This window comes from Janthinobacterium sp. Ant5-2-1, from assembly GCF_001445815.1.
Taxonomy (GTDB): Bacteria; Pseudomonadota; Gammaproteobacteria; order Burkholderiales; family Burkholderiaceae_D; genus Janthinobacterium; species Janthinobacterium lividum_E.
Genome location: NZ_LNCE01000007.1, coordinates 14,900 through 31,182 on the forward strand (window position 1 = coordinate 14,900; position 16,283 = coordinate 31,182).

Annotated in this window: 16 protein-coding genes; 7 read left to right on the plus strand and 9 right to left on the minus strand. The window is 62.7% G+C overall.

Features of this window, described 5'->3' with window-relative positions:
- Genes fliI through ASN89_RS01790 form a run of 5 tightly spaced genes read right to left on the minus strand, consistent with a single transcriptional unit; the run spans position 1 to position 5,147 of the window.
- A complete protein-coding gene (fliI, locus tag ASN89_RS01770) occupies positions 1 to 1,311 on the minus strand; it encodes a flagellar protein export ATPase FliI (RefSeq protein ID WP_046684909.1) in 1,311 nt (436 codons plus the stop codon).
- The gene (gene fliH / locus ASN89_RS01775; protein ID WP_034787861.1) at positions 1,308 to 1,997 is read right to left on the minus strand and encodes a flagellar assembly protein FliH; all 690 of its coding nucleotides are present in this window, start codon (positions 1,995 to 1,997) and stop codon (positions 1,308 to 1,310) included. The genes fliI and fliH overlap by 4 nt, the downstream gene beginning before the upstream one ends.
- On the minus strand, positions 1,994 to 3,034 hold the full coding sequence (locus ASN89_RS01780; RefSeq protein ID WP_046684910.1) for a flagellar motor switch protein FliG: 1,041 nt from the start codon (positions 3,032 to 3,034) through the stop codon (positions 1,994 to 1,996). Before ASN89_RS01780 ends, fliH begins: the two co-directional genes overlap by 4 nt.
- The gene (gene fliF, locus ASN89_RS01785; RefSeq protein ID WP_152988405.1) at positions 3,012 to 4,748 is read right to left on the minus strand and encodes a flagellar basal-body MS-ring/collar protein FliF; all 1,737 of its coding nucleotides are present in this window, start codon (positions 4,746 to 4,748) and stop codon (positions 3,012 to 3,014) included. The genes ASN89_RS01780 and fliF overlap by 23 nt, the downstream gene beginning before the upstream one ends.
- Before the next feature lie 60 nt (positions 4,749 to 4,808).
- A complete protein-coding gene (locus ASN89_RS01790; RefSeq protein ID WP_058048064.1) occupies positions 4,809 to 5,147 on the minus strand; it encodes a flagellar hook-basal body complex protein FliE in 339 nt (112 codons plus the stop codon).
- 576 nt (positions 5,148 to 5,723) lie between these two features.
- Between ASN89_RS01790 and ASN89_RS01800 the strand changes: the two genes are divergently transcribed.
- Genes ASN89_RS01800 through ASN89_RS01830 form a run of 7 tightly spaced genes read left to right on the plus strand, consistent with a single transcriptional unit; the run spans position 5,724 to position 12,007 of the window.
- Complete coding sequence (locus tag ASN89_RS01800) at positions 5,724 to 6,572, plus strand: FliM/FliN family flagellar motor switch protein (RefSeq protein ID WP_235432957.1); 849 nt, start codon at positions 5,724 to 5,726, stop codon at positions 6,570 to 6,572.
- A 1-nt stretch (position 6,573) separates the two neighbouring features.
- Positions 6,574 to 6,939: a FliM/FliN family flagellar motor switch protein gene (locus tag ASN89_RS01805; protein WP_046684914.1), complete on the plus strand. Its 366-nt coding sequence runs from the start codon at positions 6,574 to 6,576 to the stop codon at positions 6,937 to 6,939.
- The gene (gene fliP / locus ASN89_RS01810; protein WP_046684915.1) at positions 6,936 to 7,706 is read left to right on the plus strand and encodes a flagellar type III secretion system pore protein FliP; all 771 of its coding nucleotides are present in this window, start codon (positions 6,936 to 6,938) and stop codon (positions 7,704 to 7,706) included. The genes ASN89_RS01805 and fliP overlap by 4 nt, the downstream gene beginning before the upstream one ends.
- A gap of 3 nt (positions 7,707 to 7,709) precedes the next feature.
- Positions 7,710 to 7,982: a flagellar biosynthetic protein FliQ gene (locus ASN89_RS01815; protein WP_034757874.1), complete on the plus strand. Its 273-nt coding sequence runs from the start codon at positions 7,710 to 7,712 to the stop codon at positions 7,980 to 7,982.
- Between the two features lie 11 nt (positions 7,983 to 7,993).
- Entirely contained in the window at positions 7,994 to 8,794 is an 801-nt protein-coding gene (locus ASN89_RS01820) for a flagellar biosynthetic protein FliR (protein WP_058048066.1), read from the plus strand.
- Positions 8,784 to 9,923: a flagellar biosynthesis protein FlhB gene (locus tag ASN89_RS01825; RefSeq protein ID WP_058048067.1), complete on the plus strand. Its 1,140-nt coding sequence runs from the start codon at positions 8,784 to 8,786 to the stop codon at positions 9,921 to 9,923. The genes ASN89_RS01820 and ASN89_RS01825 overlap by 11 nt, the downstream gene beginning before the upstream one ends.
- The gene (locus tag ASN89_RS01830; RefSeq protein WP_046684918.1) at positions 9,920 to 12,007 is read left to right on the plus strand and encodes a flagellar biosynthesis protein FlhA; all 2,088 of its coding nucleotides are present in this window, start codon (positions 9,920 to 9,922) and stop codon (positions 12,005 to 12,007) included. Before ASN89_RS01825 ends, ASN89_RS01830 begins: the two co-directional genes overlap by 4 nt.
- Positions 12,008 to 12,059: 52 nt before the next feature.
- Here ASN89_RS01830 and ASN89_RS01835 read toward each other — a convergent pair whose 3' ends face one another.
- The 4 genes from ASN89_RS01835 to ASN89_RS01850 all read right to left on the minus strand — a co-directional run bounded on the left by ASN89_RS01835 (position 12,060) and on the right by ASN89_RS01850 (position 16,272).
- The gene (locus ASN89_RS01835; RefSeq protein ID WP_058048068.1) at positions 12,060 to 13,163 is read right to left on the minus strand and encodes a hypothetical protein; all 1,104 of its coding nucleotides are present in this window, start codon (positions 13,161 to 13,163) and stop codon (positions 12,060 to 12,062) included.
- Positions 13,164 to 13,220: 57 nt separating this feature from the next.
- The gene (locus ASN89_RS01840) at positions 13,221 to 14,096 is read right to left on the minus strand and encodes a flagellin (RefSeq protein WP_058048069.1); all 876 of its coding nucleotides are present in this window, start codon (positions 14,094 to 14,096) and stop codon (positions 13,221 to 13,223) included.
- Positions 14,097 to 14,277: 181 nt separating this feature from the next.
- Positions 14,278 to 15,153: a flagellin gene (locus ASN89_RS01845; RefSeq protein ID WP_046684920.1), complete on the minus strand. Its 876-nt coding sequence runs from the start codon at positions 15,151 to 15,153 to the stop codon at positions 14,278 to 14,280.
- Positions 15,154 to 15,396: 243 nt separating this feature from the next.
- On the minus strand, positions 15,397 to 16,272 hold the full coding sequence (locus ASN89_RS01850; RefSeq protein WP_046684921.1) for a flagellin: 876 nt from the start codon (positions 16,270 to 16,272) through the stop codon (positions 15,397 to 15,399).
- Positions 16,273 to 16,283 lie beyond the last annotated feature (11 nt).

Here is a 16,283-nt window from a genome sequence, read left to right on the forward strand (position 1 = left end):
CTAGGCCATGATCTGTTCAAGTTGTTCGATGCACGGCCCCATCGGTGCTTCTTCCTTGGTGCCCTGGCACAGGAAGGCTTCGATGGGCGCGTGCAGCTGCACGGCGCGGTCGGTGATCGGGTCGGCGCCGGGCACATAGGCGCCCAGCGGGATCAGGTCGCGCACGCGCGCATGGCGCGCCATCGACGCTTTCAGCGCGCGCGACGCCTGCATGTGCGTGGGCGTGATCACCTGCGCCATGCAGCGGCTGATCGAGGCGGCGATGTCGATGGCGGGGTAGTGGCCCCGCTCGGCCAGCTCGCGCGTGAGCACGATGTGGCCGTCGAGAATCGCGCGCGCCGTGTCGACCACCGGGTCCTGCTGGTCATCGCCTTCGGCCAGCACCGTGTAGATGGCGCTCATGCTGCCTTCCGGGTGGGCGCCGTTGCCGGCGCTTTCCACCAGCTGCGGCAAGTTCGAGAAGACCGACGGCGGATAGCCGCGCGTGGCTGGCGGCTCGCCCAGGGCCAGCGCCACTTCACGCAAGGCCATCGCATAGCGCGTCAGCGAATCGACCAGCAGCAGCACGTGCTTGCCCTGGTCGCGGTAATGCGCGGCGATCGAATGGCACAGTTCGGTAGCCATGATGCGCATCAGGGGCGACTCGTCGGCTGGTGCGATCACCAGCACGGCCTTCTTGAGACCTTCGGCGCCGAGCGACTTTTCCACGAATTCGCGCACTTCGCGGCCCCGTTCGCCGATCAGGCCGACGACGACGACATCGGCCACCGTCTGGCGCGTGATCAGGCCCAGCAGCACGCTCTTGCCCACGCCGGAACCGGCCATCAGGCCCACGCGCTGGCCCTTGCCCAGGGTCAGCATGCTGTTGATGGCGCGCACGCCCACGTCGAGCGGCTCGACCACCGGTTGTTTCTTCAGGGGATTGATCTTGGGTGGCGTCACTTCCAAGACGTGCTCGCCGCCGAGGCGGCCCAGATCGTCGATCGGCTCGCCGAGGCCATTCACCATGCGGCCCAGCCATGACGGGCCGATCTGCAGGCTGGCCTTGTCGGGCAGGGGCAGGACGCGCGCGCCGGTGGTCAGTCCCGTGGCCTTCTTGAACGGCATCAGGTAAGAGAGTTTTTCGCGGAAGCCGACGACTTGCGCGTCGAGCCACTCGCCGCTCACAGTTTCAATCTGACAACGCTGGCCCGTGTGCAAACGACAGCCGGCGCTTTCCAGCAGCAGGCCGGAAGCGCCGACCAGGCGGCCGGTCGGGGTCGCGACCGGGATGTCGCCGATCTCGAAACTGCGCAGCGTGTCGGCGATCATGCAGGCGCGCCCTGATCCGCGTGTTCGGCGGCCAGCGCCAGGTGGCTGCTGACTTGTTCCATGCAGGCCGACAGGCGCTGATGGCAGCCCGCGTCGACTTCATTGTCGCCTGCCTTGATGCGGCATTCGCCCGCGTCGAGGCGCGCGTCGGCGATCAGGTTCCAGCGCTTGGCGCGCTTTGGATCGAGTTCGCTGATGCGTTTCAATTCTTCCGGATTGAGGAAGACGTCGATTTCCTCGCGCGTGGGCGGCATCGAGGCCAGGGTCTCGTCGACCAGGGCCAGTAATTGCACCGGCTGCAGCGCCAGTTCCGCGCGGATCACCTGGCGCGCCACCTTGGCCACCAGGTCGACCACTTCCTTGCGCTGCGCTTCGCGGTAATCGGCGCGTACTTTTTTCAGGTCGCGCAAGATGGCGTCGACGGGGCGGGCCAGGCGGTCCAGCGCCACCAGGGTTTCATTGCGGCCTTCTTCGCGGCCCTGCGCCATGCCATCGTTGCGTCCGGTGTCGTAGCCATCCTGCTGGCCTTGCACCAGGCCCACTTCGTAGCCGTCGCGCTGGCCCTGCTCGAAGCCTTCCGAGACGGACGCCTGCCACTGGCCATCCGTGTCCTCGTTGGAGGCACGCTGGCCGGCGGCGATGAATTGCGACAGGGGCGGGAAACGATACGAGCGGAAGTGTTTCATTCGATCACCGCTTCAGCAAACAGTTGCACTTCGATCTCGCCCGCGTCGGCGAGGCCCTTGACGGTGGCCATGATTTCCTGGCGCGTCTGTTCGATGCGCGACAGCGGCACGGGGCCGGAGCGGCGCATCATGTCTTCGAAGCTCTGCGCCTGGCGGCGCGGCATGGTTTTCAGCACGGCGTCGCGGATAGCCGGTTCCGCGCCCTTGAGGGCGATGGCCCACTGTTCCATCGGCACGTCTTCCAGGATGCGCGTGAGCGTGACATCGCTCTGCGTGGCCAGGATCAGGAAGTCGTACATGCTCAGTTCGATTTCCGAGACGACGTCCGGGTCGTGCGCGCGCAGCAGTTCGACCAGCGCGGCGCGGTTGCCCGGCATGCGGTTGAGAATCTCGGCGGCCTGGCGGATGCCTTCCACGCTGGTGCTTTGCGTGTCGAGCGTGCCCAGGCAGCGGCCCACCAGTTCGTCGAGCTCGACCAGCAGGTCGCGGTCGATCTCGTCCAGGCGCGCCAGGTTCAGCAAGACCAGGTCGCGGCCTTCGGCGGGCAGGGCGTCGAGGATCTGGCCGGCCAGCGCGGGCGGCAGGAAGGCCAGGAACACGGCTTGCATCTGCACGTGCTCGTTGACGATGTATTCGGCCAGCCATTTTGGCGAGGCCCACTGCAGGCGCGCCATTTTTGGACGGATCGCGTCGCCGTAAATATTGTTCAGCACGCTGTTCGCGATATCGCTGCCCAGCGCCATGTCCAGCGAGCGCTTCAGGTAGCTGCGCGAGGCGCCGTGCACGCCGCTTTGCTGGCGGTAGTCGTCGAAGAAGGTCTGCATGGCCGTTTTTACGGATTCGACCTTGATGCCGCTCATGCGCGACATCACTTGCGTGACTTCCAGCAATTCTTCACGCGACAGGCAGCGCAGCACGTTGGCCGCCTGTTCTTCGCCGATGCTCAGCAGCACGATGGCGGCCTGTTCCACGGGATTCAGGCTGACGCTTTCGTACTCGGCGCCGTCGGAGGGATTATTGTTGTTGAGTTCGGCCATTTTTCTGCATCCATTGTTTGACGACTTCGGCGACACGCTCGGGTTCTTTTTCCGCCAGTACTTTCAGGTGGTCGACCATCACGTCGACCGCCGAGCCTGGCGGCGGCAAATCATAGTTTTCCAGCAGCGGCACGACCGGCATGTTGCCAGGCGCGGCCGCTTCGCCTTCGAGCGCCAGCGGGCTGCCGTTCACGCCCAAGGCCGGCGCGCCGGCAGCGGCTGCGCCATTGGCGCCGGCGGCGGCGTTGCTGCCGCCCAGTGCCAGGGCTGGATCGAGCTGTTTCAGTGGCGGCGGCGCCAGGCGCGAGGTCAGCAGGCGCAGCAGCGGACGCAGGATCAGGAAGTAGCCGAGCACGGCGCCCAGGGCGTACAGCAGCCAGCCGCTGAAGTCGACGACGGTATCGCGCTCTTCCCACCACTGCGCCACAGGCGGCTTGGCGGGGAAGGCCAGCGCCGTCAGGCTCAGGCTGTCGCCGCGCTGGGCGTTGATGCCCAGGCCGCTGCGCAGCATTTTTTCGATATTGCCCAGTTCGGCAGGGGTCCAGCCCGTTTTCGGATTCGGTGCGGCGGCGCTGTTGAGGACGACGGCCACGCTGAGTTTTTCCAGGCGGCCACGGCTGCGCTTGATCTGCGTGATGCTGCGGTCGTAGGCGTACTGGCGCGTGGTGGCGTTCTTGCGGGCCGTGCCATCGTCGGACGGCTTCGGCGCGCCATCGGCAGGGGCTGCGCCGGCGGCGTCGGCCGGTGCCGGCACGGCGGCCGCTGGCGGACGGTTCGACAGGCTGCCGGGGATGCCGGCCACGGTGCGGTTGCGTTCCTGCTCTTCGCGCATCGCCTCGCTCGTCACTTTCGGGGCTTCGCCGTATTTTTCCAGCGTTTCGTCGACGCGGTCGTTGTTCACGGCGGCCGTCACGCTGAGCTTGAAGTTGTCTTCGCCGATGACGGGACCCAGCAAGCCCATGACGTTGTGGCGGATTTCATCCTGGAAGCGTTTCGCGCCTTCATTGCCGGCGGCCGAAGCGTCGAAGCCGTCCGTCAGGTCGACGTGCGCGGACAGCAGGTTGCCGCCCTGGTCGACCAGGCTCACGCGCGTGGGCGCCAGGCTGGCGACGCTGCCGGCCACCATGTTGATGACGGCGGCGATCTGTTCCGGCGCCAGGGTGCGGCCCGGTTTCAGCGCCACGACGACGGAAGCCGACGACTTGTCGCCGTCGCTGGCGACAAACGACGTCGACTTGGCAATCGACAGATGGACGCGCGCCGAAGCGATCGCGTCCATCGTCATGATGCTTTGCGCCAGTTCGCCTTCCAGGCCGCGGCGGAAGCGCACGTCCTGCACGAATTGGGAGACGCCCAGCGGGTCATTCTTGTCCATCAGCTCCAGGCCGGCCGGCAGCTGCGCCGTCACGCCTTTCGAGGCGAGCAGCATGCGCACCTTGCCCAGCATGGCGTCGGGCACCAGCACCTGGCCGCTGTCCGGATGCAAACGGTAGGGGATGTGCTCGGCGTCGAGTGTCGCCATCATGTCCGTCACGGCCACTTTTTCGCGCGCGCCAAACACCGGCTTGTAGTTGGCCTGGTCGCGCCAGGCATACATGGTCACCATGGCGGTGATGCCGATGGCCAGCACGACGATGGGAACCAGGTTTTTCAGCAGGGCGGGCGGGATGGCGGGCTGGGCGCCAGGGCGCCAGCGCGCAAATGCGGACTTCATGGTGGTAATCACTTGGGGTAACTTTCGCTGGGAGGCTGGGCGTGGATCAGGGCGTGAAGATTACAGAGGCAGTTTGATGAGTTCGTCGACGGCGCCCATGACTTTGTTGCGCACTTGCATCAACATGGAGAAGGACAGGCTCGCTTCCTGGCTGGCCAGCATGGCGCCGACCATGTCGTCGCTCTTGCCGCTGTCGACATCGCTCATTTTTTGCGCGGCCAGGCGGTCGTCGCCGTTGACCTTGCCGATGGCGTCTTTCATGCTTTGCGCAAAAGAGAAGCCCGATTGCTCCGGTGCGCCGAACTGGGCGGCCGGCATGATGCTGGCGCCCAGGGCGCGCGCGTCATTGCTCAGTGCTGCCAGATCGGCCTTGATCAGACCTGCGAGTTCGTTGCTCATCTTGCCCTCTACTTTCAATATGCGGTGACGTATCAATCAGAAATTACTGGTGTTGCCATTCCGGCAGAATTGCATGTCATGCGATTTTGCCCGGCCCGATCCGCAGGGCCCATCAGTTTTATCAGTTGCCACACCATCCGCTCAAGCAGACTCAAACAAACTCGGCAAACCCGCGCCGGCAGGATTTACATGGCCATGACAACTAATATTTATCTGATAAAAGTTTCTGCTGGTGGCAATAAGAAGAACTGAAAACTGCCATAAAAAACCGGAATCAGGTAAGCGGAATGGCACACTGCAAATCACTATTTTGTCCCTATAAGCTTACCTCGGGGCAACTATAAAGTAAAGAGCGGATTGCCTCAAGGAATATTGATACATGGCAATATTTAGCGTTTTCATGTATTGTTCAGCACCGTAGTCATCCAGCATGCGATACGATGCGCAATCGTTTGCTTGCAAGCCTGTCGGCAAGAGCAAGATGATGCTGTATTTAATTTCGGGCGATCCGTATAATTTGTTCTGCCACCGCAATACGACATGACCCTCATGATAACCACTAAGACAGATCAAACTGTGCGCCATCAAGTCCTCGATTCCTGTCTGCTTGGACGTCCTGTCCATTTGCTGCATGTATTCGGCGCCCAGCTGCGCGACGACCTGGCCGTGGCCCTGCGCCAGCCCATGAGCCGTCGCTACTGGGGTAATTTCCAGATCGATGCCGTGACCTTGTCGCGCGTCGAGAACGAGGACAGCGCGAACCGCTGGCTGAGTTTTTCCACGCAGGCTGGCCAGCCGGGCTTTGCGCTCGAGCGGCAGATACTCTTGAGCGTGCTGAACTATCGCTATGGTAGTGCCGGCGCCAAGGGGCCGCTGCCCGATCCGGCGCAAGTGCGCGTGACGGCCACGGAAGAACGCCTCGCTGTGGTGCTCGGACAACAGTTGGTGGGCAGCTTGTTTGCCCGCATCCACAAAAACCTGCAAACCTTGGGCAAGAGCAGCGACATCGACACCAATGCCGAGGTCGCCGTGCAGTCCGGCGTGCACCCGGCACGTGGCAGCTGGATCATCACCGTGGCCCTGAGCGACGTCGAGGCGGGGCAGAGCGGCCAGTTCTGGTTCTCGCTGGACAAGCGCCTGATGGCCGACGTGCTGCGCGGCCTGCTGCCCGAGCGCGCGCAAGCGAAGAAGGCTTTGCGCGGCAGCGTGCGTCCGCTCGCTTCGCGCCTGCAGGTAACCCTGGAAGGCCGCCTTGTCAGCAAGCAAGTGCAACTGGGCGCCCTGTTCGACTTGCGCGTGGGCGACGTGATTCCCGTCAGCCTGAGCCGTACCGACGTCATGCTCGACGATTCCCGTTTATTTACAGCGGCTGTTTCCGAACACAAGGGCAAGCTCTGTTTAACCTCATTTGAAGATGTCGAATAATATGAATATGACCGATACCAACCAGAGCGAAACCCTGCTGGAAGACCTGGGCGATGACATGATCATCGACCAGGGCGACGTCTCCGACGTGGCCAGCACCCGCGCGCGCCGCGACATTCCGCAGATGATGCGCAAGATTCCCGTCACCCTGACCCTGGAAGTGGGCTCGGCCCGCATCTCGCTGGAAGAATTGATGGCCATCGGCCCGGAAAGCGTGATCGAACTCGACATGCTGGCCGGCGAACCGCTGGTGATCAAGGTCAACGGCACGCCGATCGGCCGTGCCGAAGTGGTGGTGGCCGGCGAGAACTATGGCCTGAAAGTCATCGACCTCGACGGCCTCAATCTCGACCTGATGACAGCATGAAGCTGGCGGTACCCGGTTTGAGCCGGCGCCGCGGCGCGCTGGCTGCCGCGCTGGCTGTCCCTGTTCTGATGCTGTGCTGCAGCGCCGCCGGCGCGCAGGACCTGCTATCCGGCGTGGTGCCGGGCGCGAAGACCGACTTGTCGGTGAAGATGCAGATCCTCGTCGTCATGACCCTGCTCGGGCTGCTGCCCGTGATGGTCATGATGATGACCAGCTTTACCCGGTTCGTCATCGTGCTGTCGCTGCTGCGCCAGGCCCTCGGCCTGCAGCAGGGCTTGCCCAACCGTATCGTCACCGGCATCGCCCTGATTCTCACCTTGCTCGTCATGCGTCCCATCGGCGACCAGGTGTGGAAGGAAGCGTTCGTGCCTTACGACCGCGACCAGATCGGCATGCAGGAAGCCCTGAAGATTGCCGAAGTGCCCATTTCGCGCTTCATGCTGGCGCAGACGAGCAAGGCCGCGCTGGCGCAGATCGCGCACCTGGCCGGCGAGCCGTCGAGCATGCGTCCGCAAGACCACAGTTTCACGGTCAAGCTGGCCGCGTTTGTGTTGTCTGAACTCAAGACGGCGTTCCAGATCGGCTGCATGCTGTTCATCCCCTTCCTCATCATCGACCTGGTGGTGGCGTCCGTGCTGATGGCCATGGGCATGATGATGCTGTCGCCGCTCGTCATCTCGTTGCCGTTCAAGCTGCTGCTGTTCGTGCTCGTCGATGGCTGGACCCTGACCGTCAACACCTTGGTTACCAGCATACAGGGCTATTGACCGATGTTTACCCCTGAAGTCGCCGTCGACCTGATCATCGAAGCATTGCATGTCGTCATGCTGCTGGTGGTGATCCTGGTCGTGCCGGGTTTGCTCATGGGCTTGCTTGTCGCGCTGGTGCAGGCGGCCACCTCGATCAATGAACAGACCATGAGTTTCCTGCCGCGCCTGCTTGTCACCCTGCTGGCCCTGATCCTGGCCGGACGCTGGATGGCCGGTTACCTGATGGATTATTGCGTGTCCATTTTTCAGCGCGCCGCCACCCTGGTCGGATAGCGCCGCGCGCCATGGATCAGATTTTCAATCAGGTGCTGCCGTTTCTGCTGGCCGTGTGGTGGCCGTTCTGCCGCATCCTGGCCATGCTCAGCGCCTCGCCCGTGATCGGCGACGCCATGGTGCCCGTCCCCGTGCGGGTGCTGCTGTCGCTGGTGCTGGCGATCCTGATGCTGCCCGTGATGCAGGCGTCGGGCGTGTCGCAGGACTTGCTGAAGATCGATCCGTTTTCCCTGCACGCCCTCGTCGCCACGCTGGAGCAGGCCATCGTCGGCTTCGTGCTGGGCCTGGCTTTCCACTTCGCCATGTCCGTCATGTCGGTGCTCGGCTACCTCGTGTCGAGCCAGGTGGGCTTTTCCATGGCCGTCATGAACGACCCGTTGAACGGCACTTCGTCGGACGTGATTTCCGGCCTGCTCACCATCCTGTGCATGATCGTGTTTTTCGCCATCGACGGCCACCTCGTGCTGACGGGCGTGATCGGCGCCAGTTTCACGGCCTGGCCCGTGGGGCAGGGCTACGGGCCGCTGCTGCTGCAGACGGTGGCGTATAACGTGGCGTGGATTTTCGCCGCCGCCATGCTGCTGGCCTTGCCCATCGTCTTTTCCACCATGCTGGTGCAGCTGGGCTTTGGTTTCCTGAACCGGGTGGCGCCGTCGCTGAACCTGTTTTCGCTGGGTTTTTCCATGATCACCATGTTCGGCCTGCTGATGCTGATACAGATCGTGCGTTTTATTCCGGAGCACTATGTCGCCATGACGAACCGTGTGCTCGACATGATCGCCGAACAGATGCGGGTGGCCCATGGCGGATAGCAGCACGGGCGACAAAACAGAAAAGGCTTCAGCACAGAAGCTGAAGAAATCGCGCCAGGAAGGGCAGGTGGTGCGTTCGCGCGACCTGTCGACGGCGCTGGGCATCCTGATCAGCATGAAGGTCTTCATTTACCTGCTGCCCGGTTATCTGCTCAGCTTTCGCGAACTGTTCGCCATGTCCTTCATGCCGCTCGACAGCAAGGGTGCGCTGGAAAATGCCATGTCGATGGCGTTTACCACGTCGGTGGGCTTGCTGATCAAGATGATCGTGCCGCTGTTTTGCGTGCCCTTGTTCGTCGTGCTCGGTTCCTTGATCCCCGGCGGCTGGGTCATCAGCACGAAGAACTGGGCGCCGAAGATGGAGCGCCTGAGTCCGGCCAAGAACCTGGGCCGTTTGATTGCGCCCAAGCATGCTTTTGAATTCGGCTTGTCGATCGCCAAGGCCGTCGTGCTGGGCATGGTGCTCGTGCACGTGAGCCGCTCCAGCCTGACGCAGTACGTGGACTTGCAGCACAGGCCCCTGCAGCAGGCCATGCTCGATGGCTCGGCGCTGATGCTCGACGGCCTCATGGCGCTCATTTCCGTCTTCGTCCTGTTTGCCATCATCGACGTGCCGGCGCAAGCATTTTTCTTTGCCCGCAACCAGCGCATGAGCAAGCAGGACGTCAAGGAAGAACATAAAAGCAGCGAAGGACGGCCCGAAGTGCGCCAGCGCATCCGTCAGCTGCAGCAGCAGATCGGCCGGCGCAGCGTGCGCAAGACGGTGCCCGACGCCGACGTGGTGATCGTCAACCCCGAGCATTACGCCGTCGCATTGAAGTATGACCAGGACCGCGCCGAGGCGCCGTTCGTCGTTGCCAAGGGCGTCGACGAGATGGCGCTGTATATCCGGCAAGTGGCGAAGGAACACAATATCGAAACGCTGGAGTTGCCGCCGCTGGCGCGCGCCATCTACAACACCAGCCAGGTGCAGCAGCAGATTCCCGTGCAGCTGTACCAAGCCGTGTCGCAGGTGCTCAACTACATCCTGCAGCTGAAAGCATTCCGTACTGGGCAGCGCGCCGCCCAGCCCCCATTTCCCACCGAGGTGGTCGTGCCATCTCATTTGAGCGAGGTAGTACCTTCATGAATTTCCTGAACCGGTTGGTTGCCGAAATGCGCCGCCACAAGTTCGCCACGCCGCTGTTCCTGCTGGTGATCCTGGCGATGATCATCTTGCCGCTGCCGCCCGTGCTGCTCGATATCTTGTTCACTTTCAATATCGTGCTGGCACTGATCGTCATCCTCGTCAGCGTGTCGGCCAAGCGGCCGCTCGATTTCTCCGTCTTCCCGACGGTGATCCTGGCCACCACCATGCTCAGGCTGACCCTGAACGTGGCGTCCACGCGCGTGGTGTTGCTGCACGGCCATACGGGCGCGGACGCGGCCGGTAAGGTGATCGAGGCGTTTGGTAACGTGGTGATCGGCGGTAACTTCGTCGTCGGTATCGTCGTCTTCGTGATCTTGATGATCATCAACTTCGCCGTCGTCACCAAGGGCGCCGAGCGTATTTCCGAAGTGTCGGCGCGCTTTACCCTCGATGCCTTGCCGGGCAAGCAGATGGCGATCGACGCCGACCTGAACGCCGGCCTGATCAACCAGGAAAAAGCCCAGATCCGCCGCAAGGACGTGGCCGCCGAAGCGGATTTCTATGGCGCCATGGACGGCGCGTCGAAGTTCGTGCGCGGCGACGCCGTCGCCAGTATCTTGATCTTGATCATCAACATGGTCGGCGGCGTGGCCATCGGCTCGCTGATGCACGACCTGTCGTTCGGCGACGCCTTCCGCCAGTACGCACTGCTGACCATTGGTGATGGCCTGGTGGCGCAGATCCCGGCGCTGCTGCTGTCGGCCGCGGCCGCCATCCTGGTGACCCGTATCAGCGATTCGGGCGATTTCGAACAGCAAGTGGCAGGCCAGGTGCTGACGTCGCCAACGGTGATCTACAGCGCGGCCGGCATGATGGTGGCGCTGGCATTGATCCCGGGCATGCCGTGGTTCATGTTCATGACCTTTGCCGCCGTGCTGGCCTTCGTGGCCTGGCGTTTGACCAAGCGCGTGAAGGGACCCGACGCGGCCGGCATGGCGGCCATCGAGGCGGCCTTGCGCGATGACAAGCCGGCCGAACTGGAATGGCAGCAATTGCCCGCCGTACAGCCGCTGATGGTGATGCTCGGCTACAAGCTGGTCGGCATGGTGGATAAAACCCAGGGCGAACCGCTGAACAAGCGCGTCAAGGGCGTGCGCCAGAGCCTGTCCGAATCGATGGGCTTGCTGTTGCCGAACATCGGCGTGCGCGACGATCTGGCTCTGAAGCCGTCGCAATACGCGATCGTGCTGTCGGGCACCGTGGTGGCGCAGGCGGAAGTGCAGGCCGACCGCCTGATGGCGATTCCGTCGCCGAACGTGTATGGCCAGCTGGACGGCATTCCCGGCATCGAGCCGGCCTACGGCATGCCCGTCACGTGGATCGAACCGGGCGAAAAGGCGCATGCGCTGGGCCTCGGCTACCAGGTCATCGAGGCGCCCAGCGTGATCGCCACGCACTTGTCGAAGATGGTGCGCGAATACCTGCCGGAACTGTTCCGCCACGAAGACGTGTCGAACATGATGGAGCGCCTGACGGCCCTGTCGCCGAAACTGGCCGGCGCGCTGGACAAGGCGCTGACGCACACGCAATTGCTGCGCGTGTTCCGCGTCCTGCTGGCGGAAAATGTGTCGCTGAAGGATATCGTGCCCATCGCCACCACCTTGCTTGACAGCTCGGAAACGACCAAGGATCCGATCCTGCTGGCGGCCGAAGTGCGCTGCGCGCTGCGGCGCCAGATCGTCAGCGGCCTGTTCGGCCAGAAAATGGAAATGCAGGCATTTAACCTGGGTGGCGAGCTGGAAAACATGCTGCTCGGCTCTCTGAATCAGGCGCGCCAGTCGGGCAAGGTGACCCTCGATAACTACCCGATCGACCCGCATCTGCTGTCTCAGCTGCAAGTAAACATGCCGGTGGCGCGCGAGCAGATGAAGCAGCAGGCCACGCCGCCGCTGCTGCTGGTACTGCCGCAGATCCGTCCGCTGCTGGCCCGCTATGCGCGCCTGTTCGCGCCGGGACTGCACGTGCTGTCGTACAACGAAATCCCGGAAAACCGTGAAGTGAGCATCATCGGCACGGTGGGGTAAATTGCAGGGACGATAAAAAACGGCGCTTTATGCGCCGTTTTTTTATGCTGCGTCAATCCTGCTCGTCGATGGGCGGCAGCAAATCCTGCGTCGGCTCCGCCGGCCCGGCCAGCATGAATACTTCCTCTTCCTGTGCGTCCGCCGACGCGTCGCCATAATCGTAACCGAACGGCGCCGCCACTTCCTTCGAGACAATGATTTCTTCCTCCGGCTCGGACGCGGGCGCCTCTGCCGGCGCATCGGGATCGGCCGCCACTTCCGCTTCGGGCTGCGTCAGCAGCAGGGCCACTTCGGCCATGGCGCGGAACAGGGGCAGCGACAGCGAAGCGGCGCCCGCCTGCATCGGGTAGTTGCCGTGCACGCGCTGCGCGTGCAACTGGCGGTTCAGACGGCAGCGCACCAGGCGCAGGCCGGCGCGCCGTACGGCGTCGGCGATTTCGGGCAGGACCAGGCGCAAATGGCGCAATGCCGCTTCCTCGTCGGAGGCCAGTTCCAGCAGCACGCCGTCGCCGGACGGTTCCATCTGGATCACGACCCGGCCGATGCCGATGATGATCAGTTCGACGCGCAGCGCCACCTTGCCGCGCCGTTTCGGCGTGGCGTCCTCGTCTTCGTCGCTGGCCAGCACGCGCAGCAGCAGGCGCTGGCCGCCCCAGCCATACACGGCAAAGCGCCACGCTTCGCTGTCGACCGTCAAGGGCGGGCGGGCGCCTTCGCGCAGCAGGGCCGGCTGTTGCTCGGCCATGAACAAATTGCCCGGCACGTGCTGGCCGCGCGCCTGTTCCTGCAGGGCCGCGTATTGTTCGCCATACGTGCGCACCATCACGCGCCACGAGGCGGCCAGCTGCGCCGCGTCGGGCGGTTGCCATATCAGCTGGCGCGTGAAGAAGAGCTGGTTGACCTGCATGGCGCTGCTGTCGCGCGGCAAGGCGCCGCCCGTACCCTCGGCATTCGGCTTGATGAGGGATGCCAGGCTGTCCTGTCCCTGCTGCAGCTGGGCGGGCAGGGTGCCGGCGTCGGGCGCGGGCGCCATGTAGGGGCCGATCGGCACCAGCGGCTGCACCACGCCAGGCACCATCGGCGTAGCGGGGCTGACGTCGAAGCGCTGGGTAATCAGGGGCACCGGGTTGCCCGATGCAATGCGGTCTATCGCCATGTCATTGCTTCCTGCTGATGCATATTCATCCGATCCGCCATCGTGTCCTGCCGGTAATTATTGTAGTAAAGAAAGAATCAGCTTGCTCATGCTCTGGCTTTGCTTGAGCATGGCCGTACTCGCTTGCATCAGCATTTGCGCCGACGTCATGTTGGCGCTTTCAGCCGCGTAATCGACGTCCATGATGCGGCCGATGGCGGCCTTGGTGTTGGTGACCATATTGGACAAGTTATTGTAGACGTGGCCGAGCCGGTTCGCGGTGGCGCCCAGCGCCGAGCGCACGCTGCCGACCTTGTCGACGGCTGCCGCCAGCATGTCGATCATGCCGTTGGCGCTGCTGTTGCTGGCAAATTCGCTGCCGGCTGTGGCGCCCGGCGCGAAATTGACGGAGATCGCCTGCAGCGCAGTGTTGAGCGCACCCATGTCGCCCGCCACGCTGAACTGCATGGTCTCGCTGCCGGTGGCGCCGATCTGGAACGTCATGGCTTGCGACAAGGTGCCCATGCCGGCGCTGCCGTTGCCCAGCAATAAAGTGCCGCCGTAGCGGGTGTTCGTCATGACGTTGTACAGCTCGGCGCCCAGCGCATCGTATTCGCCCTGCATGGCGTCGCGGTCCTTCTGGTTCGACGAGGCGTCCGCCGCCTGGGTGGCCAGGTCTTTCATGCGCACGAGCATGCTGGTGACTTCGCCAAACGCGCCTTCGGCCGTTTGCAGCAGGGAAGTACTGTTTTGCGTGTTGCGCATGGCCACCGCCATGCCGCTGGTCTGGGCGCTCAGCCTGGTGGCGATCTGCAAGCCGGCCGCGTCGTCCATGGCCGAGTTGATGCGAAAGCCCGTGGAGAGGCGCGTCATCGACGTCGACAGCATTTGCTGTGCCCAGCCCATGGCTCGCTGGGCAGATAGTGCGGCAGTATTGGTATGAATGCTCAGCACGCGGCGGCTCCAGTGGACGATTGTTCGGTGTTCTACCTTGTATAGGCGACTATGCCGGCAACATCGTTAAACATGATGGCAATTTAGTTCAATATGCTGGAAATTCCCGGCACTGCAGGCGAAAAAAAAGCCAGACCGGAGTCTGGCTTCGAGAGACTGGCCGCGAGCGGCCGGGTCAATATTATTGCAGCAGGGACATGACCATCGAGGACATGCTGTTGCTTTGTTTCAGCATCGCGGTACCAGCTTGCAGCAGCATTTGCGACGACGTCATGTTCGAGCTTTCGGTAGCGAAGTCGGTGTCCATGATGCGGCCGGTAGCAGCTTTGGTGTTGGTGGCGATGTTCGACAAGTTGGTGTTGACGTGGTCCAGACGGTTAGCCGTCGCGCCCAGTGCCGAACGCAATGTGCTGACGCTGTCGATGGCGGTAGCCAGCAGGCCGATATTGGCGTTGGCGTTGGACGTCAGTTCCGTGGCGCCTGCCGCGGCGGCGCTCGAGAAGTTGGCGCTCAGGCCGGTCAGGGCTGCGTTCAGCGAGCTCAGGTTGCCCGAAACGTCGAACGTCATTTTTTCCGTCGAGCTTGCGCCGATCTGGAACGTCATCGACGTCGACAGCGTGCCGTCAGCTGCGGCGCTACCTTTGCCCAGCAGCTTGGTGCCGCCGAACGTGGTGTTGGTCATGACGTTGTACAGTTCCTGGCCCAATGCGTTGTACTCGGCTTGCATGGCGGTCTTGTCGGCGGCGGTCGACGAAGCATCGGAAGCTTGGGTAGCCAAGTCTTTCATGCGCACCAGCATGTTGGTCACTTCAGCGAACGCGCCTTCAGCCGTTTGCAGCATCGAGGTGCTGTTTTGCGTGTTGTTCATCGCAACGGTCATGCCGCTCGTTTGTGCTTTCAGACGGGTGGCGATTTGCAGGCCGGCAGCATCGTCCATTGCCGAGTTGATACGGAAGCCGGTGCTCAGGCGCGTCATCGAAGTCGACAGTTTGGATTGGGTATTCGAGATCGAATTTTGTGCCGACAGGGAGGCAGCGTTGGTGTGAAGGCTCAGCATGGTGTCATTCCTAATTAGGTGGTTACGGTGAGGAGCGACGATTTATCTGCTCCTATCAGTACAAGACGACCGTGCCGCCATCTTAATTAAATGCTTTAAGGAAATTTTTTAAAATAAATGCGGTTTGTCGGTTCACCGGCTCGTCCTGATGCTGTTGCGGCATGCTGGCGCCAGGCGCGCACGAAAAAAAAGCCAGACCGGAGTCTGGCTTCGAGAGACTGGCCGCGAGCGGCCGGGTCAATATTATTGCAGCAGGGACATGACCATCGAGGACATGCTGTTGCTTTGTTTCAGCATCGCGGTGCCAGCTTGCAGCAGCATTTGCGACGACGTCATGTTCGAGCTTTCGGTAGCGAAGTCGGTGTCCATGATGCGGCCGGTAGCGGCTTTGGTGTTGGTGGCGATGTTCGACAGGTTGGTGTTGACGTGGTCCAGGCGGTTAGCCGTCGCGCCCAGTGCCGAACGCACGGTGCTGACGCTGTCGATGGCGGTGGCCAGCAGGCCGATGGTGGCGTTGGCAGTGCTGGTCAGTTCGTTGGCGCCGGTCGAGGCACCCGACGAGAAGTTTTTGCTCAGGCCGCTCAGGGCCGTGTTCAGCGATGCCAGGTTGGTCGACACGTCGAAGCTCATTTTCTCGGTCGAGCTCGCGCCGATCTGGAAGGTCATCGAAGTCGACAAGGTGCCCTTGGCTGCGCCGCTGCCGTCGCCCAGCAGTGCCGTGCCGCCGAACGTGGTGTTGGTCATCACGTTGTACAGTTCCTGGCCCAATGCATTGTATTCAGCTTGCATGGCGGTCTTGTCGGCGGCGGTCGACGAAGCATCGGAAGCTTGGGTCGCCAAGTCTTTCATGCGCACCAGCATGTTGGTTACTTCTGCGAACGCGCCTTCAGCCGTTTGCAACAGCGAGGTGCTGTTTTGCGTGTTGTTCATCGCAACGGTCATGCCGCTGGTTTGTGCTTTCAGGCGGGTGGCGATCTGCAGGCCGGCAGCGTCGTCCATGGCCGAATTGATGCGGAAGCCGGTGCTCAGGCGCGTCATCGAAGTCGACAGTTTGGATTGGGTATTCGAGATCGAATTTTGTGCCGACAGGGAGGCAGCGTTGGTGTGAAGGCTCAGCATGGTGTCATTCC